This is a genomic window from Saccharothrix sabaoui, from assembly GCF_051756985.1.
In the GTDB taxonomy this organism is placed as follows: domain Bacteria; phylum Actinomycetota; class Actinomycetes; order Mycobacteriales; family Pseudonocardiaceae; genus Actinosynnema.
Genome location: NZ_JBPKJK010000041.1, coordinates 32018 through 52171 on the forward strand (window position 1 = coordinate 32018; position 20154 = coordinate 52171).

The 20154-nt window shown below is 66.7% G+C and carries 17 protein-coding genes; 6 read left to right on the forward strand and 11 right to left on the reverse strand.

Going from position 1 to position 20154, the window contains the following annotated elements; translation table 11 throughout:
• Positions 1 to 179 precede the first annotated feature (179 nt).
• From ACR807_RS15375 to ACR807_RS15385, 3 genes are read right to left on the reverse strand one after another with little or no spacing between them, the layout of a single operon-like run.
• Entirely contained in the window at positions 180 to 530 is a 351-nt protein-coding gene (locus tag ACR807_RS15375) for a hypothetical protein (protein WP_438921988.1), read from the reverse strand.
• Entirely contained in the window at positions 523 to 831 is a 309-nt protein-coding gene (locus ACR807_RS15380) for a hypothetical protein (protein ID WP_438921989.1), read from the reverse strand. The genes ACR807_RS15375 and ACR807_RS15380 overlap by 8 nt, the downstream gene beginning before the upstream one ends.
• Positions 832 to 838: 7 nt before the next feature.
• Positions 839 to 1435: a DUF4254 domain-containing protein gene (locus tag ACR807_RS15385; RefSeq protein WP_438921990.1), complete on the reverse strand. Its 597-nt coding sequence runs from the start codon at positions 1433 to 1435 to the stop codon at positions 839 to 841.
• A 127-nt stretch (positions 1436 to 1562) separates the two neighbouring features.
• Here ACR807_RS15385 and ACR807_RS15390 point away from each other — a divergent pair, with 127 nt between their 5' ends.
• Positions 1563 to 3083: a peptide deformylase gene (locus tag ACR807_RS15390; protein ID WP_438921991.1), complete on the forward strand. Its 1521-nt coding sequence runs from the start codon at positions 1563 to 1565 to the stop codon at positions 3081 to 3083.
• 64 nt (positions 3084 to 3147) lie between these two features.
• Here the strand turns inward: ACR807_RS15390 and ACR807_RS15395 are convergent, their stop codons facing one another.
• On the reverse strand, positions 3148 to 4689 hold the full coding sequence (locus ACR807_RS15395; RefSeq protein WP_438921992.1) for a helix-turn-helix domain-containing protein: 1542 nt from the start codon (positions 4687 to 4689) through the stop codon (positions 3148 to 3150).
• Between the two features lie 591 nt (positions 4690 to 5280).
• Between ACR807_RS15395 and ACR807_RS15400 the strand changes: the two genes are divergently transcribed.
• Positions 5281 to 6126: an SAM-dependent methyltransferase gene (locus ACR807_RS15400; RefSeq protein WP_438921993.1), complete on the forward strand. Its 846-nt coding sequence runs from the start codon at positions 5281 to 5283 to the stop codon at positions 6124 to 6126.
• A 1541-nt stretch (positions 6127 to 7667) separates the two neighbouring features.
• Entirely contained in the window at positions 7668 to 8819 is a 1152-nt protein-coding gene (locus ACR807_RS15405) for a Fic family protein (protein WP_438921994.1), read from the forward strand.
• Between the two features lie 232 nt (positions 8820 to 9051).
• Here the strand turns inward: ACR807_RS15405 and ACR807_RS15410 are convergent, their stop codons facing one another.
• The 7 genes from ACR807_RS15410 to ACR807_RS15440 all read right to left on the reverse strand — a co-directional run bounded on the left by ACR807_RS15410 (position 9052) and on the right by ACR807_RS15440 (position 15743).
• Complete coding sequence (locus ACR807_RS15410) at positions 9052 to 10206, reverse strand: hypothetical protein (protein WP_438921995.1); 1155 nt, start codon at positions 10204 to 10206, stop codon at positions 9052 to 9054.
• Positions 10207 to 10925: 719 nt separating this feature from the next.
• On the reverse strand, positions 10926 to 12014 hold the full coding sequence (locus ACR807_RS15415) for a competence protein CoiA (protein ID WP_438921996.1): 1089 nt from the start codon (positions 12012 to 12014) through the stop codon (positions 10926 to 10928).
• A gap of 259 nt (positions 12015 to 12273) precedes the next feature.
• On the reverse strand, positions 12274 to 13251 hold the full coding sequence (locus tag ACR807_RS15420; RefSeq protein WP_438921997.1) for a phosphotransferase: 978 nt from the start codon (positions 13249 to 13251) through the stop codon (positions 12274 to 12276).
• Positions 13248 to 14495 (reverse strand): helix-turn-helix domain-containing protein, encoded by a 1248-nt coding sequence (locus ACR807_RS15425; protein ID WP_438921998.1) that lies wholly within the window; start codon positions 14493 to 14495, stop codon positions 13248 to 13250. Before ACR807_RS15425 ends, ACR807_RS15420 begins: the two co-directional genes overlap by 4 nt.
• Before the next feature lie 183 nt (positions 14496 to 14678).
• Positions 14679 to 14906 carry a hypothetical protein gene (locus ACR807_RS15430; RefSeq protein ID WP_438921999.1) on the reverse strand — a complete coding sequence of 76 codons (228 nt, stop codon included), beginning with the start codon at positions 14904 to 14906 and terminating at the stop codon, positions 14679 to 14681.
• A 12-nt stretch (positions 14907 to 14918) separates the two neighbouring features.
• Positions 14919 to 15323: a 2'-5' RNA ligase family protein gene (locus ACR807_RS15435; RefSeq protein ID WP_438922000.1), complete on the reverse strand. Its 405-nt coding sequence runs from the start codon at positions 15321 to 15323 to the stop codon at positions 14919 to 14921.
• Positions 15324 to 15437: 114 nt separating this feature from the next.
• The gene (locus tag ACR807_RS15440) at positions 15438 to 15743 is read right to left on the reverse strand and encodes a hypothetical protein (protein ID WP_438922001.1); all 306 of its coding nucleotides are present in this window, start codon (positions 15741 to 15743) and stop codon (positions 15438 to 15440) included.
• A gap of 518 nt (positions 15744 to 16261) precedes the next feature.
• Here ACR807_RS15440 and ACR807_RS15445 point away from each other — a divergent pair.
• The 3 genes from ACR807_RS15445 to ACR807_RS15455 are packed head-to-tail and all read left to right on the forward strand — an operon-like array spanning position 16262 to position 19901.
• The gene (locus ACR807_RS15445; RefSeq protein ID WP_438922002.1) at positions 16262 to 17470 is read left to right on the forward strand and encodes an ABC-three component system protein; all 1209 of its coding nucleotides are present in this window, start codon (positions 16262 to 16264) and stop codon (positions 17468 to 17470) included.
• Entirely contained in the window at positions 17467 to 17952 is a 486-nt protein-coding gene (locus ACR807_RS15450; protein ID WP_438922003.1) for a three component ABC system middle component, read from the forward strand. The genes ACR807_RS15445 and ACR807_RS15450 overlap by 4 nt, the downstream gene beginning before the upstream one ends.
• The gene (locus tag ACR807_RS15455) at positions 17949 to 19901 is read left to right on the forward strand and encodes a DUF3732 domain-containing protein (protein WP_438922004.1); all 1953 of its coding nucleotides are present in this window, start codon (positions 17949 to 17951) and stop codon (positions 19899 to 19901) included. Before ACR807_RS15450 ends, ACR807_RS15455 begins: the two co-directional genes overlap by 4 nt.
• Positions 19902 to 20154: the final 253 nt, after the last annotated feature.

Sequence of the window (20154 nt, forward strand, 5' to 3'; positions counted from 1 at the left end):
GCTTATTACTGGCGTCAGATTCTGACGAACCGTATCGCGGCGATCACTGACCGCAATCGTGCGGTGGCGCCTCCTGTGCTGTCTTACAGGGTTCGTCGCCGGTGGCACTTGCGTCTTTCGCAATCGGAGTGGGCTGTGGTCCGGGAGGTGGGGGAACGCTGCGGGGCGTTCCCCCACCTCTAGCAGCCCGCCGACGGTGCGCGCGTGGTGTGGTCGGCGGGGGTGACGTGTCGAGCCGCGCTGGTCGGGGGCGCGGCCGGCTCGACGGCGATCAGGTGCCGGTGGGCTGTGGCCCAGACCCGGCAGCTCGGGGTGCGACCGCGTCGCCACCGGGGACGGCATGGGCAGCGGCCCTTCGAGTCGGGCCGGTGCTGCTCGATCAGGTCACGCACGGTCGCCGTCAGCTTCGGCAGCTCGCCGTCCAGGAGCGACACCCGGGTGGCGTCGTCGCCGAGCACGACCATGCGTTCGAGGTAATCCAGATAGTCGGTGATGCCGCCGTGCAGGCCGGCGGCCAGGACTTCATCCATCGAGGGCTCCCGGCAGGTCCAGGGTCGGCTGGTCGGAGGTCGCTGCGGCGGGTGGCCAGAGGACTGGATGCAGGTCCAGTGGGATGAGGTACCCGACGGGGATGCCGAGTGCCGCCAGTTCGCGGGCTGCGGTGTCGAACGGGCCGCACGGCCACGACACGTCTCGGCAGACGGTGCACTTCCCGTGCTCACCGGGCGGCGGCAGGTGTGTGGTGGCGACGCCGACGGCATCGGCGGCTCGGCCCAGCGGGCTGTCCGCGGCCACGGCCAGCGCCACGATTCCGCGCCACTGCTCGGCCACGGGTGGCCTACAGCCCGAGTACGGCGGAGGCCGTGGTGGGCAGTCGACGCCGGCCGGTGCGCAGCTCGGCCAGCAGGTCGTCGTAGGCGTTGACGAGGGCGACGACTTCGTCCATCGTCGCCTGCGTCTCGCGCCCGGCCGACGCCCCGCGTGAGGGCGGCACGCGGTGCGTCAGTTGCCGCCAGTACGCCCAGGTCATCGCCATGCGGTCCACGAGCCGGCCCAGGGTCTCGGTGTGCAGCAGCGCCGCGGGCGGGCCGGCGGGCAGCCTGTCGTGCACCCACCGGTCGATCTGCTCGACGAGGGCTTCGCGGGCGCTCGCGCAACTCAGCAGGACCCGTGCGGCGGCGGCGAGCACGTGGTCGTTGTCGTACAGGTCGCGCTGCGCGGGTACGGCCTGGACGCGTTCGAGGTGTTTGCGGGCCAGGACCGAGACCGCGACCAGGATCGGGTCGGAGCCTGTGGGCGGTTCGGCGCCGCATGCCCGGATCACCTCGGCACCGCCGGGCAACAGGTAGGTGTCGGTCTCCGGTGTCGACGTCGCGTCGACACCGATGGTCGCGGTGGCGGATCGTCCTGCCGTGGTCGTGAGGCTGCGTGTCATGGAGGTCCTCCCTGGGCCGAGCCGGACACCGTCCACAACACTCCGGCGCAGGGGTGTGCCTCTAGGCTGAACCGTGACTCACGGTGGGTTCACGCCCACTCACGGCCAACAGGGGAACAGGGCGGTCATGGTCGACGACACGCAGGTCACCGACGCGGGCGGCGACAAGGGCAACGCCTTCGCGGCGGAATTCGCCCGCTGGCGGGACGTGCGTGGCCTGTCCCGCGCGGCACTGGCCCGCAAGATGGACTACGACCGTTCCTACGTCTCCAAGGTCGAATCCGGCGCGGAGCGGCCGTCGCGGGAGTTCGCGCTGCAGGCCGAGACCGTGCTGGCCGCCGGTGGAGCGTTGCGTGAGGCGTTTCGCGCCTTCGAGACCGGCCGTGAACCCCGCGTGCGCCCCAACGCCGCGGCCGAGTCGAAGGAGCCGGCGGGCACCGGTGGTCTGGTGGTGGACCACGACGACGCCACCCTGCGCTACGACGCAGGCGTCTACCGGCTGACCCAGCGACGTCGCCTGGTCAACGACGGGACCGAGCCGATCAGCCGCTACCTGATCCGCATCTCCGTCGACCGCCACCCCGGCGACCCCGAACGCTCCAACAAGCTCTACAGCGCCGACCCGCTCACCTGGGACGAGATCGACCTGCACGCCTGGCACGGCCCCGACCGCGCCGAGCCGATGACCTGGAGCGCCCACCACGACCGCGACGCGTTCAAGGAAGTCTGGCTGCACTTCTCCGGCGAGACCGGGCACTTCCCGCTCTACCCGGGAGAGTCGACCTGGATCGAATACGAGTACACCGTCCGCGAGGACCACTGGGGCAACTGGTTCCAACGCGCCGTGCGCCTGCCGACCACCACCCTGTCGGTGACCCTGGACTTCCCCGCCGAACTCGCCCCGGTGGTGTGGGGGCTGCACACCTCGATGACCGCGGAGGCCATGCCCTTCCGCACCGCCATCACCCGCACCACCACAGACGACCGCGTCCGATTCGCCTGGTCGTGCGAAGACCCGCCCCTGCACGGCCGCTACCGCCTCGAATGGGACTTCCGAGGCCGCACCACCACCGACATCGACCAGCCCGTACGGCCGAGTCAGACCATGGCCGCGCTCGGCGTGGTCCAGGAGGGCGATCCGCTGCTGCGCCGCACCGCCCGTTCCTTCGACCTGCCTGCCGAGGCCGAGGACGTCCGCCGGGTCATCACCGAACTGCACTCCGCCGCCCAACGCATCGCCGGCGCCCACAACTTCGGCAAGGGCATGGGCGTGGCCGCACCCCAGATCGGCATCGACCGCGCCGCCGCCCTGGTGCGACCACCGGGCACCGACCAGGTCATCACCCTGCTCAACCCCCGGATCATCGAGACCAGCGCCGAGACCGACGAGCAGTACGAAGGGTGCCTGAGCTTCTTCGACGTCCGCTGCCTCATCCCACGCCCGCTGCACATCCACGTCGAACACACCGACATCACCGGCGAACCGAAGATCACAGTCTTCGAGCGGGGTATGGCCCGACTGGTCGCCCACGAAGTCGACCACCTCCACGGCATCCTCTGCCACGACCACCTGCCCGACGGACGACAGCCCACACCCATCGAGCAGTACCGGGGCACCGGCCACACATGGGCCTACAACGCCTACTGACGCTCCTAGACGGTCCCCCGATCGGCGGGCGAGCCGAACCTGCCACTTCAACACGTCGGCCGGCTCAGGCGGAGAGCAGCAAGTCGCGGTCCTTCCAGGCCAGTCGCAGTAGCGTCAGCGCGCCGGAGGTCAGCCGTGGCTCCAGTCGATCGATAGCGTCTGCGGTGAACGGCACGCCGACTCGACCGTCCATCGCGACTACGCGCCCCTCGTCATTGGTCATCACCATGTCGCCGAACAGTTCGTCGAAGGTGTTGTCGTCAATAACCGCGACGGTGCGTTGGTTTGTCCCCAAGCGGAGCGGGTCCATGATCAGGCCGTAATGCCACAGCCTGAGTCGGCCGGCCGCTCGTGCCGCTTCGAGCGAGACGAAGGGCTCTTCCATGGCGTAGGCGATCGAGCGGGGCCCGTTGCCGTCGTGTTCGGGGTTGCCGAGGAACTCTTCGGAGAATTCGCGCATGATGTTGCGCCACAGGGAGAAGTCGTTACGGATGTCCACCGCCGCCACCGACGAGGGTTGGAATTCGCCTGCGGGCATCAGGCTGGCGATGTTCCGGCCGTCGGCCACGGCTCTACCGTCCCGCTCGTGGAGCACGAACCGGTGGTCACTGCGGGCTCCGCGGCGAATGGTCAGGGTGTTGATCCCGGGGGACATGAGCAGTCTGCCCGGGTCGAACGGGTCGCCGATCGCGCTGCGCAGGGGCAGCGCGGACCACTCGGGCAGCGCGCCTCCCGAGGCCACCCAGGCGGCCTTGAACTCGTGGGCCAACGCCTCCCTGACGTCGAACACCTCGAAGTAGGTCGTGGTGCCGAAGGTCAGCGTGAGCGCGTCGTGCCGGGAGATGCCCACCAGGCGGTAGCTGAGACGGTTTTCCAGCAGGCGGGGCCGGACGAGGTCCCGTACCGCGCGACTGTAGCCGGCGTAGCGCTCCCCGCGGCCGGTGAGTGGAACAACATGGTCGATTGGTCCGAACCTGGGCGTGGGGCTCGGGGCGTCGGAGAACTCGACCCGAACCGAGTCGAGTTCCACGGGGTGCTCCAGCAGCCAGCCGGGACCGGCCAGGACGTGGCCGCCTGGAGCGCGTATCTCCGGTGGATACAGCCATGCGGCCAGTTCGGCCAGTTCGCGACCTCGGGCACCAGCGGCTTGCCGTACCTTGAGCCACTGCTCTTGGCTGAGCCGCACATGTTCAGCGACGTCGGCGGCGGATCCCCGGTTGATACGATTGCGTACGCTATCCGGCGAGGCGCCATCCGTGTCGATAGGCGACTGGCCTGCGATTCGAGGTCGGTCCAGATGGCCATGTTGCGAAGGCCGGGCATCGTTGATCCAAGAAGACCGTGAATCGGTCGCTGGTGTCTCGTTCACGGATTGACTGCTTTGTAGTTCGTCCGTGATCGGCAGGCCCGCGAGCAGACGGTCGAGTTGATCGATGGTGACGTGCAGCGCGTCGGCCAGAGGTCGACGCTGGTCGGCGACCGGGGTGCTGGTGCCTGCTTCCCAGGTGCGGACCGCTCTGGCACTGACGGTCAGCTTCTCGGCGAGGCTCTCCTGGCTGTAGCCGGCCTTGACTCGCTGTTGCTGAAGCGCTTCGCGCCGTGCCATCGTCCGCTCCCCGTGTCCGACCCGACACGATAGCTGGCAGGGTCGGAGAACCCGCAGGTCAACTGTGGTACGTCCGGTGTCTTTCACCCATTCGAACTAACGGGCGTGTCGCGAGATTTCCGCAAAATTGCCGCTTCGTCGCCTGGTTTGTCGATCATGCCGGAGGTTGGCTGATGCATAGGTCCGGTGCCGGCGCTCCTGAGCCCGATGCGGCTGATCATCTGCACTTCGACGGCCGTGACGGATCCACATCGACCTGTGCTGCCGGCTCGAAGGGGATGACTCATGACATCGGTCCTCGCCGCCTCGATACCACTTCGTGTGGGACCTGGCATGTTCCGCCAGACCAGGCGGGGACACCGGTGCAACACCTGGCGCTACCACGGCAAAGCCGGGTGGGAATGCCTGCACGGGCACGTCCTGATACGCCAGGACATCCGGGCCCGTCCCTACTGACGAATCCGCTCGTTCGGTGACGCGTCCGTGGTCACACCTGCCATCGCAAACGCCGTAGGGGCAACACGAGCGCGCCGTCATGCTGCGACCGGCGAGCTGTCCACGAACCAGATCAGCCGTGCCGAGGGGATCGACATGTCCGCGCCCTTGCTTTCGCGTCCCGAGGAGAACGTTCCGCCTGGAAAGCGCGCGCCGCTGCGTGCGGTGCCGGTGCCGTCGACTTGGCCGATCCCCACTCCCCGCGGCGGTTTCGTCGACGGGGAGCTTCTTCCGGCGGGGCATGCGGCGCGCGCCGTGGACTATCTGTTGGGCGGCGGGTACAACCTGCCGGCGGACCGCGCGCTCGCGCAGGACTGGATTGCGGTCAACCCGGCTGCCGCCCGTTCGGCGCAGGCTGCTCGCGCGTTCCTGGTGCGCGCCGTGCGCCGTGTCGTCGTGGCCGGGGTCGACCAGCTGGTGGACCTGTCGACAGGCGTCGCGGCGCTGGGCGCCCCGCACCAGGTCGTCGACGACAACCGGTTGCGGGCCCGCACGATCTACCTCCACTCCGAGCCGATGCTGCTGCACCTGGCCAGGATGCTCGTACCCACGCCGCACGCAGTGGTCGAAGGTTCGATGCACGCGCCAGAGGAAGCGTGGACGGCCGCAGTGACCGCCGGCCGGTTTGTTGCGGGAGAGCCGGTCGGGTTGTTGGCCGTCGGGTTGGCGGATCTTGTCGGCTCGGCGGAGGAGCTGTTCGCGGTGTTGTCCGGGTGGCGCGCTGCGGTGCCGCCGGGGTCGTGGTTGGTGCTGTCCCAACGGTTCGACACCGCCGTGGTGCGCGGCGTCGAACCGGAGGAGAAACTGGCGGCCTTGGTGGTGGAAGCCGGGTGGACGCTGAGCGAACCGGTGGTGCGTGCGCCCTACTGGCACCCGACCTGGCTGCTTGACCTCGATGCGGTCCCGCCCGCCGTGCCGGTGTGCGCGGCAACCTCCGGGTAGCTCGACAACAGGACCGGGGGCGCGAACCGGGATCTTCTCTCCGTATTGCCGCCTGTGACGATCACCAAGGCGATGTGTTCTGTAAACCTGCCCCAGCCTCACCGGCCGGTTCGATTCCGACTGCTTCACCCGCCTGGTGTCGCCGGTTGCTTTGCGTGCTGGCGAACCCTGTGATTTGGTCGACATGGGACAGCTCGCGCACGAGTTGCCAGCGTTCGTGACGGTCCATCAGCGATCGAATCGGCCACGGTCATCGTGCCCATCATGGAGGTGTACGACGCCGAGCTGCATCCGCTCCCGGCACTGTTGACGGCGCAGGATGCGTGGTGAGCGCAGAAGTGCGGATGAACGGGCCCGGCAGCCGAAGTCGCGCTGCAGGGCCCGTCGTTGTGCCCGGAACCACTCCGCATCCCTGGCGACCGGTGGGGGTTGCCCGTGATATCCGCCGAGACCGTCACGGTCGTCTGGTACGGATGCGGTGGTGCCGTCTTCCCCGCGGACGCCCTATCGCCGAGGGGAAGTCTGTGGCCGCGAACGGACGGCGACGGTGTGGCTTCGCGGTCGAGGTGCCGGTGAGGCATCCGGTAGGCGGACTCGCGCTCGATGCGCGTGGCGCGGCCGGGGACGGCCAGGTGCTCCAGCACGTCGTGGGCGTCGGTGAACGACGCGCCAAGCCCCAGGATGTGGGCGGCCGACTCCACCGGCAGCACGTCCACGACAGGATTCGGCACCGACAACACCCGCAACAGCAGACCGGTGCGTACGGCCACGGTGTTCGCCGCAGGATGCGAGGGCGGGGGATCGCCTTCGTGTTCGAGATGACAGCTGCGGAGGATGCCGGCGCAGTGGGGCACACGACGGGCATGACGGACACCTCCACGGCTGGCCGAGCCGGGCCCGGCGGACCCGATCGGAGCTGGTGAGGCATCCGACTTCGAGGTCATTGCCGCCGCGTCCCGTAGAGCGTTGGAGGCGGGAACGGTCGGCGTGGCGGCTCGGAGTCGGATGCCGTGGCTTCACAGTCAAGTGCCGGCAGAGGTATACGGACCAGGCGATCCAGCGGCAATGAAGCGGCAATTTTGCGGACGAGGGCTTTCGTCGAGGAGCAAGGATTAGACGGGAGACAGCAAGGCTTGGGTTCGATGGGAAACCGTGCGGGGCGGCGGATAGCGCGGATAGACCACCCTAAAGAGTGATTTATATTCGTGTTCATATGGAAATCTGCGTGGTGACAGGGAGGTCGTACGGGAAGGCTGATGGGAAGAGCGGGTCCCCGGATTCCGTGATCACGCGACCGCGTGGCTGTATGTGACCCCGGTTGACCAGCGCGAACACTCCTCCTGGGGGCGGTGCGGCTTCCGGTCCCGGAGTGGAGTCGAGACGCGACTCGCCCCACGTGTCCCACGTCTTGTGCCTTATTCGAAGACTTGCGCCGATAGCTTCGGATGCCGCACAGTTCGTGGGTGTCCCCGAGATCGTCGCCCTATGGCGAGATGGTCGAGCCCGCCGGCATCGACGAGTTACCCGAACACCTACGCAGGATGTCCGCTTACGCGCCGTACTCGCTGGGCGTGGACGTACACCTGTCGACGCAAGCGCACGGCGACCTGAACTGGGCCGAACAGGCGGCAGCGAGGGTGGACGAGGCCGCGCAACGACTTCCCGACCGGAGGATGTTCGCGCTGTGCACCCGACTGCGGGAGGTGCAGAACTCGGCGCACATGTCCGGCGTGAGCCGGTCGCTGCTGGAGACATTCCTGGTCGAGCTGCTGTTGCAGCGTGCGGAGGGCATCGGCGAATCGGCGCGCGACATCCTGGCCCAGTACCCCACCGGCCGGTTCCTGCTGGCTTCGGAGCACTGCATGACCCTGCTGCGCGAGCCCGACGCGCGGCTGGACATGGACCTGTTGGGCCGAGGCAGCGCTCTGTTGACCGGCAGCGGACCGCGTTCGGGCATGCGGGGCGTCCGAACACACCAGGGTTGGCTTGCGGGCCCGCAGCCGGAACGGATCTACGCCTTGACCATGCCGCCCGGCGAGGGCCTGCTCACCGCGCTGCGGCAGCTGTCGGAGTGGTTGAACAGCCCGCATCCGCTCTCGCGAGTGGGTCGGGTGGCGCTCGGACACCTCCATCTGGAGCTGTTGCAGCCCTTTCCCGAGAGCAACGGTCACCTGGCCAGGCTGTTCGACTCGCTGGCGATGGTGAAGTGGAAGCTGCTGCGCGACCAGGTCCTGCTGTTGTCGCCCTGGCTGGCGACCCACGCCGAGGAGTACCACCGTCGGATCGAGTCGATCACCGAGGGCGGTTCGGTCGAGGAGTGGATCAGGTTCTTCGCCCGGTGCGTGCGCGAGCAGGCCGAGGAGCAGCTGCGTCTGATCGAGGAACTGGAAACGCTCCAGGTGCAGATGCTGGGACGGGCGCAGTTCTCGCCACGAGGGCGGGAGGTGGTGTCGGGGTTGATCACGGCGCCGGTGGCGACCAACCAGGCGTTGCAGGTGCGCTACGGCTTCTCCAGTCGCACCGCCAGCGAGATCACCGGTCAGCTCGTCGACGCCGGCATCGTGCACGTCCGCGGCAAGAAGGCCAACAAGCGGATCTTCGTCTGCGACCCCGTGCTGGACCTCTACACCATCCGCACCCCTCTCGGGCCGGCGTCCGACTCCGCCCTGTTCCACCCGTCCCCAGACCGGTAGTCCCGGCCTACGACGAAAGGCGAATCGAACCGATCATGTCCCTGTCCCCACCCCGACGACGTCGCTTACCCTCGCGCCGGCCGTGGCCGCCGCCCGGTCGTCCACGACGTGTCGCCGGACGCGCTGTCCAACGCTCGGACAAGCCCTGGCGCAGGCGCCTGTCCGCGGCTGTGAAGCTGCTGATCGCGCTGGCTCCCGTCGTGGCAGTGCTGCTGCGCATTTGGGAGTTTTTCTAGAAGTCCGGTAGTGGCCGCCCGTCGGGGGTGTCGAGCAGGCCACGAACCCGTTGCACGGCCTGCTCGACAGGCTCCTTCTCCTCGGATAACTCGTGCAAGCGCAGAGCGGCGTGGAAACGCCGCCGCGCGGCGTAGTGATCACCGAGTCGCCAGTACACCCGGCCCAGGGTTTCGACCACGACGGCTTGTTCACCCGGTGTCGCCGCAGGTAATGATGACAGTTGGCGCGCGGCTCGGTACAGGTGCTCGACCGCGGCCTGGTCGCTGCCCAGACCGGCGAAGGTGATGCCGGTGGCGGCGATAGTTCGGGCGATGCCCAGCTCGTCGTCACGGGCCTCGTAGAGCGACTGCAACCGCTCGTGGCAGTCAAGTTCGCGATCCTGCCGCCCTGCCGCGTGGTAGAGACCGGCGCGATGCCACAGCACGTCGATCATGCCGTCGGTGTCGCCGAGTCGCTCCCACGCGGTCCATTCCCGCACGCCGTGGCGTTCGGCGGTGGCCATGTCGCCGTGGTCGGCGAACCACTGCGCACTGAACCTCATTACACCGGCAAACGCGGGCACCGAGCGGTCGTCGATGGCGGCCTGCGCTCCGGCCTCGGACAGCTCGTGCGCCCAGGCCGGAGAAGCGTGGTCGGGTGCACAGACCCAACTGCGGGCGGCGATGGCCAACGCCAAGGGCCGGAATCGTGCCACGGCACAGGCCCGGACCACGGCCGGCAACAGCGCAAAGTGGGAGTCGATCCAGTCTCCGACGTCCTGGACGTCGGACAAGCCGATAGGCGGCAGAGGCCTCGTCGTGGTCGATCGGTGGTCGAACCCGCTCACCGGTCGGCCGAGGACTTCGCAGGCAATGGTCAGGGTGGCGAGAACGTCATGGCCGATCCGGTCCGCCACGTTGCGGGCAACCTCGCCCCACGGTTGCGGAAGCGGATCGAGGGGGACTGCCGAACGGAAGGAGTCCGGACCGGTACGGACCAGAACCGAATGATGCTCAACAGAAGCGGAGGGTATGTCGGCGAACGCCTCGAACGGCAGGTCGGCGCCGACGGCGAGCATCCGGGTGGGCAAGTCCTGGATGCTGTCGAGAACCCGGAATGTCGTACGGAGCAGGTCGGTTCGGGCTGAAAGTCTGTCCCACGCCTGGCTCACCAGCAACAACTCCCCGGTCGTCCCGATCTGCGGGTCACGGCGTCCTCCGCCGGTGCCGCATCACGTCCGAACACTCGACTGCGCCAACTCGGATCATGCAATGTCACGGCCTCACGCGAACCCCGGTTCCCCCGTTCGGCCCTAACGCTGCCGCATCGCCATGGACACCTGTCAAAGTTGACAGTGCACCTCTCATCGCTGATGAGCGGCCCTGTTGTTGCACACATGACCAACATTTGTCAACCAATCGGGTGACGCCCATCACTCACCGTCTGCTGTCGGTGTGTCAATCAGTGGCTGCGCCAGCGGGATCGACGGCTTCACGCAGGAGTCCCCGATACGGCGTCGAAAGGCCGTCTTAGCGCACCGGAACTGATCGAGATCGAGAGAGTTTCGGCGGTCTCGCACCACGGCGCGCACTGCGCCGCCACCGGCCGTGCCGACCGAATCCTCCAACTCGGGCTCCTCCACTGGATGTGTATCGCCCGCCCGCGCCTGGGTCGACCGTCTGTGCTGCCAGGCGCGGGAGCCCTCATGGTCCTCGTGCTGTCAGGTCCTGGTGGAGTCGCGGCCTGGGTGACCAAGCTGATCACGGCCTCGTGAGTCGGTGGACCGGCCAGGTAGACGGGGTTGCTGTGGTGGCACAGTACCTGCGCGTCGCGGTCGTCCGAGCTGGCGATCCAGCACGCCTTGGTGCCACTCCTCGGAAAGCATGCCGACTATGCTGCCGGAGCTGCTGGCCAGCCATTAGGGCGAGCGCCTAGCGGATTCCTAATGTCGTACAGGAAGATTTGAATGGAGCGCTTGAGGCTTCTCGCTGTCTCGTCCCCTCGGTACGTCCAGCCTTTGATGTTTCCAATAGTCTTCCGCACCCAATCGTCGAATTCTTGAGAAGGTGTGACGAGTAATTTCTGTGATGCAAAGTGTAAAAGTTCCGTGGAGGCGACCGTGGTGTCGTTGTCATCCGGTAAAAATTCTGCAAGCTCAGAGGCAAGTGTGAGGCGTTGCGTGTCACCGAGGCCCCAGGGATCTCCGAAAAGTTTGAATGAAATTCGCTCTTTTCGGTCAATTTGTCTCGTATTTTGCAGCTGTGACCCACGTTTCGCTGCCCGGCCGCGCCGTGTTGTGCTGAGTTCTGTGTGCCACAGCGACCCGTTCGCATCTAGGAACTTTATGCCTCTTAAGCGGCCGATGCTGCCGTATGACACAGCCAGTGCGGAACCCATCCACGTTTGCACGTCTAGCCCGTCGGTCCGCATGGACAACTGCTCGTAGATCTCAGCCTTATGTTCGTTCAGGATCAAAGGTCCGCTTCCTGCAAGAATGTCTTCGGGTAAACGCACCTCGGTTCCGGGTTCGGCATCTAGTAGACGTTTTGCGCGAGAGCCGGTGAAGATCCAGGCGGTCCACCAAAAACCAGCTTTTAGATCAGCCAAAAAGCGCCTGGACATCTCGCGGGGATCGATTGAAGAGTTTTGAACTTCTACTGCGTATCGCAAGGGAGTAATCGGGTGTTCGATAGTGACGGCGACGTCAACTCGCCGTCCTTCCGAGTGTGGCTCCTCCAAGGTCACCTTGTAGCCCACTGCCCGGAACTGCTCGCCCAAAACCCATTTGGCGTAAAGGTGGTCGGAACTTTCGCCTACGGAAGGACAGTGGGACTTCGTTGCATGTGCGAAGTGGGGGACCTTGACTCGTCCTGGCTTCGCGATCACCGGTGAACTGCACACAGGGCAGGAGTAGGTGTCAGGGGTCATTTGTCGAGCAGCTTCGATGCGCGCTCCGCTGGAATCGCGTGCAACAAGCATCCGGTCCTCCTCGTCCCCTCGTCACGGCAGTGAAAGCCGAGAGTTAAGTGGTTATGGCTACACAAGCTGCACTGCGCTTTCTGAAGTGTGTCGCAAACCTGTAGACTGCCGTACCTCCAATTGGCTGTTTTTGCTGGGGGTCAGTCCCTTGCTCACCTTTCGTCATGCGTTCCTGGACCTTCTCGCGCTTCGGTATCTCTGTGGTTCTCTTCGCGCCTGTGGTCGAGACGATAGCCGAGTTGAGGTTGTATGACGTCGGTCAGAACTCCAGCCAGGAGCCGGGTTTGCGACTTCGTGAGCCGTCCAGTCGCTGTCTGAGGGCTCTGGCGTAGCGTTTGTCGTAGTGGGCATGACGCAGCGGGCCGCCAAGCTGTGCCAGGTCGCGCATCTCAAGAAGTGTGGAGAATCCGGACCACTCGGACAAGTTGTATCCGTATTTCAGTGCGAAATTTTGTGGCCATTCGGCGCCTCGGCCGTAGCGATAAGCGGCGTGCCAGGAAGGGATCAGATCGACTTCTCGTGGGCCATGGCAGACCGAATCCCAGTCGCCCAGGCGTACGTCGGTCACTGGCGAACTACCTCCAGTCATTGTGGTGCTGGTGTCCCATAGCAGGTTTCCCGCCCATGCATCGGCGTGTATCAATCCATGTCCCAATGGCCAGTCCAGACTGTCGATTTCAGTTCGCAGTGTATCAATCCTATGCAGGAGCCAGTCCCTGTCTGTGCTCGGCAGCGCGGGTGACATGGCCGGATCAGACACGATTTTTTCCAGGGTATCCAGTGGGAGCCAGCGACGGAGACGCATCGGCGGATCCGAAGCCCCGTGCAGCGAGCGTACGATCTCGCCAAGGTGCGCGGAATCAGGACGTGGCCACTCCACGGGCTGAGGGTGGTAGACCCAGAAAGTGACTGTGAAAACGCTCGCCTGTGACTCGATCAGCACAGGGTGGGATTCGTTAAGCGGGATCGATGCTGGAAAATTCTGATCCAGAAGCCATCGGACAACGGCCAACACATGAGAGGCGTCCTCGCGGTGGTCGCCTGCGCTCAAGCGCGCCACGAGGTTCTCGGCGGGCAGAAGCAGCACGGTGTTGGCGTGATCGTGCAGTACGGAGGCACCTGACGGGTCGAGCCCTGTCGTCGCACACGCCGCCCGCACCGCAGTCTCGACGTGAGGGGGCGGCGCACGGAAGGTACCGGTCAGGTTCGGGGGCGTCTGTGTGCCGTCGTGTGTCACACCACGATGGTGCCCGAGTTCCCCAGGCGGAAATCGTCCAGCTCATGCCGCAGTGCCAGTGCCGCAGGCTCACGCCGCGGCACTGCCGTGAGCGATCTGGCCAGATCCTGCAACGACGGATGCAGCGGTGAGATGCGCCGGTCAGGTGGAAGCGTCAGCACCACGCGGGTTGACGAGGTGGCGCCGTCGAGGTCTCCCAACACCAGTTGGCCGCGAGCCAGGTCGAGATAGGCCAGCGCCTCGTCACCGTAGGAACGCTGTTGACCCGGCCCCTGCTCATAGGCGGTGATGGCGGCGCGAGTGTGGGCGACGGCGACGTCGGCACGACCACTGGCCAGATGCGCTCCGGCGGTCAACGCCAGTCGCTTGGCTGTACCGAAGGTCAGGATCCCGCCTATCCCGTCCAGATCACCGGAAAGAGACCCGGAGTTGATGTGCTCGTCGGCTGCCGCTGCGGATTCCGCTGCTCGCAGGGCCGCTGAAGCATCGCCTCGCCCAGTGTGCACGCGCGCGTAGTAGGTCCACAAGCGAACCGTCCCGGTGCCCGATGTGACCGAACGGCTCGACAGGGCCCGAGCCTGATCCAGCGAGGCCAGTGCCTCGATCGGACGGCCCTTCGAATCGAAGATCAAAGCCCGGGTACCCAATACCCACGACGACAGATCAGCGTGATCGATCTCGTCCGCGAGGAGCAGCGCGATATCGGCGTGCTCCAGTGCTTCCCGTGACTTCCCCAGAAGATGATGGGCATGTGCGAGAACCGTCGCAGTCATGCCCGCCAAGAGATAGACGTCGTGAACCTGCCGAGGGCGCACTCCTGTTGTCAAGCGATGGTGAAGACGCCTCCACAACGTCTGAAGAGACGTGAACCACAACGAAGGCGGATGGCAGACGAAGTCTGACGCAATATTGACCAGTTGCAGGCGACAGAAATCCATCTCAGTGGCAGAAATGGTGCGATCCGCCAGCCAGCGGGACAACTCTGTGGAATCCGTCGGAAGCGTCGCGTCGAAGATGGTGCTGTTCGCGTCCATGATCGGCAGCCCCGCAAGCAGTCGATCAAGATCGTCAAGGCCGATGTGAAGGGCATCGGCGAGAGGCTGGCGGTGTTCGGGGTAGGGAGCGCTGGTGCCTGCTTCCCAGCCGCGCACGGTCCGCGGGCTGACGTGCAGCAGCGTGGCCAGGCTCTCCTGGGTGAAACTGCGCGTGGTGCGTCGCTCCTGGAGCTTCTCGCGTTTCGCCATCCCCGCCGTCCCTTCGTGCCCGGGTCCGGAACGGTAGTCGAGACGGCAAGGAAACAGCAGGTCAATTGGACCGCCGCATGGTGTATCACCCGTTTGACGGATGAGCGTTGCCGCAAGATTGCCGCAACTCTGCCGCCGGATTTCCGCCTCCGAGGCACGCCGCCAGCATCCGGAAGAACCGGATCATGTCCGGGACGGTGCGCCCTCGCCGAGGCATACCGAGGCGACGTCGGTCCACTCGTATGCCTTGCGGTCCCGGTTGAGGTTGATCAGCGACACCGAGGACACGGTGACCTCGCCGGTGTGCCCGCCGTGGGAGTTCAGGGCTTGCGCGACGGGTTCAGCCGGGCCCGATGCGTTGGAGTAGCCGAGGCTCACGTGCGCCCGGAATCCGGCCTCGGGCTCCGGCACGTTGTCGGGCCCTCAGATGTCGCCGATGGCGGCGCGGATGGCCAGCCGTAGTTGCGCCAGCGGCTCCAGCGGTCGGGCGGGCATCTGGATGGTCTCGGGGTCGACGTGGGCGGGACCGATGGTGACGGTGAACGGCTCCAGTTCGGAGCAGCGGCGGCGGGCGGCCTGCACGATGCGGTCCACGTCGTCGTAGGCCACCTCGTCGGTGAAGCCGATGCCCTGGAGCGTCAGGTGCAACCACCGCGCCGGGACCGGGTCGAGTTGAGGCAGCGTCGCCAGGACGGGGGCGTAATCGGCGACGAGGCGTTGCGCGCCGGGCTGGTCGGCGAAGGTGACGTGCCAGGTGTAGAAGGATCGGCCGGTCTTCCAGCCCGGTCGCCACCACCAGTGCTCGCGCATCGGCTCGGCCGTGCTCACGCGGTCACTCCTTCGCCACGGTATCCCTGCGGAAGTCGGTGACGGCCCCTTGGATCCGCCTCGCTGTGGCATCGGTCGTACCGCCGATCCGTTTTGCCAGTGTGCCGACCTCGGTCAAGCGATGGACCAGGGGGCGGACGCGGTTGGCGGGGGCGTGTCGAGCACCGGGCGCAGGGCGTCCTCGGCGCCGGCCAGGTCGTGCAGCACGAGGTGCGCCTTGGCCTGCTGAATGCGGGTCATGCGCTCCGAGCCCCGGTTGCGGCGTTCGTCCGGGGCGGCTTCGAACTCCGCCACGGCCCGGTCGGCGTAGGCCAGAGCACCGTCGGCGCGGCCCAGCATCAGGTCGGTGTCCGACCACAGCGACCCGGCGCGCTCCAGCGAGCAGGTCAGCGGCCCGGACAATTCACCGTCTGCGTTCATGACGGTCTCCGCGGTGTCAGGCCCGGTGCAGTGCGCCCTCTGCGGCAGAAGCGGATGTTCGCTTGTTCGGTGGTTGATCGATGTGTGCTCGGGGTGGCACACGATGTTCATGTGCTGAAGGGCAATGTGGGGCGTGGTCGCCAGGGCTGTGGTGACGGGCGTGCTGGTGGGCGCGGGCGCGGGGGCGGGGGCAGGCGGCTTGGTCGCCGGGGTCGTCAGGCGCGGCCCCTGCGGGATAGGTGGTGGCCAGGCGTCAGGGCCGAGAACCAGCGCCGCGACGTCGACGCCGAACGCGCCGTCGCGGCGATCAAGCAGCCAGCGGCAACGATCTCCGATTGCCTCGTCAACCGCGAGCCTGCAGGCCACGAACCTGGGCGGGGACGTCCTGGACGCCTGTCCGCACCATCCTCACGTGCATCGCTGCTATAACGCCGTGTAACACGCGAGTGCCTCGCCACGGTTAACGGCGGGACGGCCGGATCATGTGATCGGCGGGCGACGCGGCGGGGAGGTTCGGGATGGGTGAGCAGATCGACTTGTTCGAGGCGTCGGCTTCGGCGGTCGGCTACCTCTATCAGCTCCGCAAGGCGCTCTACTTCTGCGTCGAACAGACAGGAGCCGGTCCCGACTGGTCCGTGGCCATCGAAGCGGGCGACGACATCGAGGTCCACGAGGACGCGGGACCGGGCCTCTACCAGCTCAAGCACCGCGCCCCGGGGACCAAGATGACTGACAAGGCCACTGACCTGTGGAAGAGCCTGCGGATCTGGGCCACCGGTTGGGTCGAGTCTGCAGCCAGCCTGGATCGCCCCACCTTTTTCCTGCTCACGACCGCCGAGGCCGCCGCGGAGGGCGCCGCTTACCACCTCCGGCCTCCGGGCCCTGGCAGCCCCCGGGACGAAGCGAAGGCGCTCGGGCTGCTAGATGAAGCCCGTCGCACCTCCAGGAACGAGACCAACAAGTCCGCGTACGAGGCGTGGGACAGGCTGACGGCAGACCAGCGTCGATCCCTGCTCGAGCGGATTCGCGTGCTCGACGCGGCGCCTGACATCGACGAGACGACCCAGCGCCTCCAGCGCCTGCTGGGCCTCGCCGTGGGCCACGAACACGCGAAGGTCTTTCTGGAGCGCCTGGACGGGTGGTTCTTCCGCAGGGTCGTCGCCCAGTTGCGCGACCCTGCGTCGGGGCCGGTGACCGGCTTGGAGTTCGACGTGGTGTTCAGCGACCGCCGCAAAGGCTTCGGCCCTGACAGCCTGCCCATCGACGACGACCTGCCTGAGACAGGCGGCGCGGACCCCGACGGCGGAGAACAGGTCTACGTCCGGCAACTGCGCCTCGTGAATGTCGGCGACAGCAGGATCCAGCAGGCGGTCAGCGACTACCTGCGGGCGTTCACCCAGCGGTCGAGGTGGGTCAACGACAACCTGCTCCGGCCGGGTGAGCTGGGCAAGTACGAGAAGCGCCTCGTCGAGGAGTGGTCAAGCCGCTTCGAGGAGATGCACGAGGAGTTGGGGCAAGAGGCCGCGGAGGAGGCCAAGGTCCGCGAGGCCCGCGCCATCTACCGGTGGGTCGATCACCATGCCCGGTTCCCCATCCGGCCGGGATGCGACGAGCCGTTCGTCACCAAGGGCTCGTACCAGATCCTCGCTGACGAGCGGCGGGTCGGCTGGCACCCCGAGTTCCAGGAGCGCCTCATGGCGCTGCTCGGGTCGGTGTCGAGCAAATGAGCAGCCCTGTCGAGTGGAGCAGGGAAGAGCGGGCGCTGTACAACCCGGCCTTCACCGCCCTGGTCTGCGCCCGCGTCGTCCAAGGCCACCTGGACGCGCACGAACGCCCCGGTCCGCTGCCCCTCGTGGTCGCCTCCGCTGTCATGGCGTTGCAACCTGCGGTCCGGGACCTGCTGCCGAACGCCAACGCCAACATGGCCCAGTGGGCGGAAAACAACGGGACCATCAAAGTTCACATGTCCGCCAACGCCCCCGGACTTCTCACCGTGGTGCGACCCGGACTGCTGTTCGCACTGCAGACCCGGGTCCTCGTTCTGCATGGGGCCGCACTCACCCTGCGCGACAAGGCCATCCCGAAGGGGATCCGGAACCGGTCAGCCGAAGCCGCCGCGGTCCAGAAGGCCGCCCACATGCTCGGCCGGTGGCTGCCCACCGGCGGACCCACCGCCACCGTCCTCACCCTGCTTGGAGTACGACCGTGACCTGGCAGCTCAAGTCCCTGACCCTGTACGGCAAGCAGCCCGGTCAGGTGCGCAGCCTGGAGTTCAACCTCGGCGAACTCAACATCGTCACCGGCGACTCCCTCACGGGCAAGACCTCCATCTGGGATGTCACCAACTACTGCATGGCCAGCAGCGGCGACAACTACCCCATCAGCGCGGGCAAGCTGCGCGAGTACGTCGACGTTTTCGCGGTGCAGATCGTCCGCGGCGACCGCCAGCTGTTCGTGGCCCGCCCGGCAGCGCGCGGAACCACCCCATCCCCCCGGCTCTGCCTGGTCTTCCAGCAGCCAGGGGATCTCCCGCTGGCTGCAGAGCAGATGCAGTTCACTTTCACCATCGAGGCCGCGCGCGGCCTGCTCGCCGAGTTCACGGGCATCGACCTCTCAATCCGCCTGCCAACCACCCGGGGCAACACCATGGCCCCGTCCATCCGCCATGCCCTGTACTTCTGCATTCAAGCCCAAAACGTGGTGGCGAATCCCGACCACCTGTTCCACTCGCAGGGGGAGGATCACGGCCCCAGGACGATCCGCGACATCTTCCCCTACTTCATCGGGGCTGTGGACCCCGAACAGGCCGTGCAACGTGCACAGCTGCAGCGGATGAAGTCCGAACTGCGGAACCATGAGCGAGATCTCAACCAGCAGGAATCCGCAGCGCCCGCGTCCGGACAGGCCCGTGCCCTGGTAAGGGAAGCTGTCGAGACCTCGCTGCTCGACCCTCTGAACACCGACGAGCTCACGCTGGACGACGCGCTCGCGCTGCTCGGCACCGCCGCCTCGGCACCCCTGCCCGGTCTGCCCGAGATCCCCGAGGACGAAGACGATCCCCTGGCCACCCTCTCGCAGGAGCGGGATCGACTGCGCATCGCCTTCCAGCAGACGCGCGCCCGGCTCGCTGAACTCAGAAGCGCACTCCGCGACCGCAGCGAGTTCCTGACGCAAGCACTCGACCACCGCGAACGCTTGACTTCTTTGTCACTGCTCAAAGTCAGCCCTGACACCTCTCTGGAAGCATGCCCGGTCTGCAACAGCGAAGTGACCGCCCCGAGCGCCGTCGCGACCGCACTGCGGACAGACCTGGAGGAGCTCAACGCCAACGTCGTCCACGTCAGCGACGACACCCCGCAGATCCAGGCCCTCATCGACGAGCAAGAAGAATTGCTCCGCGAGCACCGCCGCGCACTCGGCACCAACCACGACGAACGGGACGCACTCGAGGCCGGCATGCGCGAGGCCGCACGGTACCGCGACACCACGCTACGCGCCGCCGCCGTCCGCGGGCGCATCAGCCTGTTCCTGGAGAACGCCGCACGTTACACAGTCGCCCCCCGCATCCGCGACCAGCGCGAAGAGATGCGCGCGGCCATCGAGGAACTGGAAGACGCCCTCGGCCACGACGTGCAGGCCGACCGGGTCAACAGCAGCCTGTCACTGATCAACCAAAAGATCACCGCCAAGGCCCGCGCACTCGTCCTCGAGCACTCCGACGCCCCGATCCGGTTTGACCTGCGCCGCCTCACCGTCGTGGCCGACACCAACGAAGGACCAGTCCCCCTCAAGGAGATCGGCGGCGGGCAGAACTGGCTGGGCTACCACCTGGCCGCGTTCCTGAGCCTGCACGAGTGGTTCATCGACCATAATCGGCCAGTGCCGCAGCTGCTCGTTCTCGACCAGCCTTCCCAGGTCTACTTCCCCGCCGACTACAAAGAAACAGACCTACAGCCAGCCGAGGAGTCCGACCGGGCCGCTCTCCTGCGCGCGTACCAGGCCATCGCCAACACCATCACCTCAGCGGACGGCAAGCTCCAGGTCATCGCCATGGAACACGCAGACCTGGAGCAACCGGTCTTCGTATCTGCGGTGATCCGGCGGTGGCGTGACGGCCAAGGCGCCCTGGTCCCGGCAGAGTGGATCACCGCAGGCTGACGCCAGGCCAGCCGGTCGCGATGAGATCACCGGTCGACGTCCTGCCGGTAGAGACTCGGCGGATCACCAGGGGTTGACGGGCGCACCGGTGCCGCCAGCTCGACGAACACAGGACCGAACCGCAGGTCGCTGTGTGTCTCGGCTGCCGCCGCCGCGCTCCTCCCGGTCAGTTCGATGAAGGAGTTGCGCGTGGTCAGCCGGCCGATGCGGTCATCGGGGCCGGAGGCCGCATGGTCAAGCGCTACCGGAGGCG

Bases quoted from the DNA above. Each gene is read 5' to 3' on its own strand.
- ACR807_RS15375 (WP_438921988.1), bottom strand. From the start codon at position 530: ATGGATGAAGTCCTGGCCGCCGGCCTGCACGGCGGCATCACCGACTAT.
- ACR807_RS15385 (WP_438921990.1), bottom strand. From the start codon at position 1,435: ATGACACGCAGCCTCACGACCACGGCAGGACGATCCGCCACCGCGACC.
- ACR807_RS15390 (WP_438921991.1), top strand. From the start codon at position 1,563: ATGGTCGACGACACGCAGGTCACCGACGCGGGCGGCGACAAGGGCAAC.
- ACR807_RS15395 (WP_438921992.1), bottom strand. From the start codon at position 4,689: ATGGCACGGCGCGAAGCGCTTCAGCAACAGCGAGTCAAGGCCGGCTAC.
- ACR807_RS15400 (WP_438921993.1), top strand. From the start codon at position 5,281: ATGTCCGCGCCCTTGCTTTCGCGTCCCGAGGAGAACGTTCCGCCTGGA.
- ACR807_RS15405 (WP_438921994.1), top strand. From the start codon at position 7,668: ATGTCCGCTTACGCGCCGTACTCGCTGGGCGTGGACGTACACCTGTCG.
- ACR807_RS15415 (WP_438921996.1), bottom strand. From the start codon at position 12,014: ATGCTTGTTGCACGCGATTCCAGCGGAGCGCGCATCGAAGCTGCTCGA.
- ACR807_RS15425 (WP_438921998.1), bottom strand. From the start codon at position 14,495: ATGGCGAAACGCGAGAAGCTCCAGGAGCGACGCACCACGCGCAGTTTC.
- ACR807_RS15440 (WP_438922001.1), bottom strand. From the start codon at position 15,743: ATGAACGCAGACGGTGAATTGTCCGGGCCGCTGACCTGCTCGCTGGAG.
- ACR807_RS15445 (WP_438922002.1), top strand. From the start codon at position 16,262: ATGGGTGAGCAGATCGACTTGTTCGAGGCGTCGGCTTCGGCGGTCGGC.
- ACR807_RS15450 (WP_438922003.1), top strand. From the start codon at position 17,467: ATGAGCAGCCCTGTCGAGTGGAGCAGGGAAGAGCGGGCGCTGTACAAC.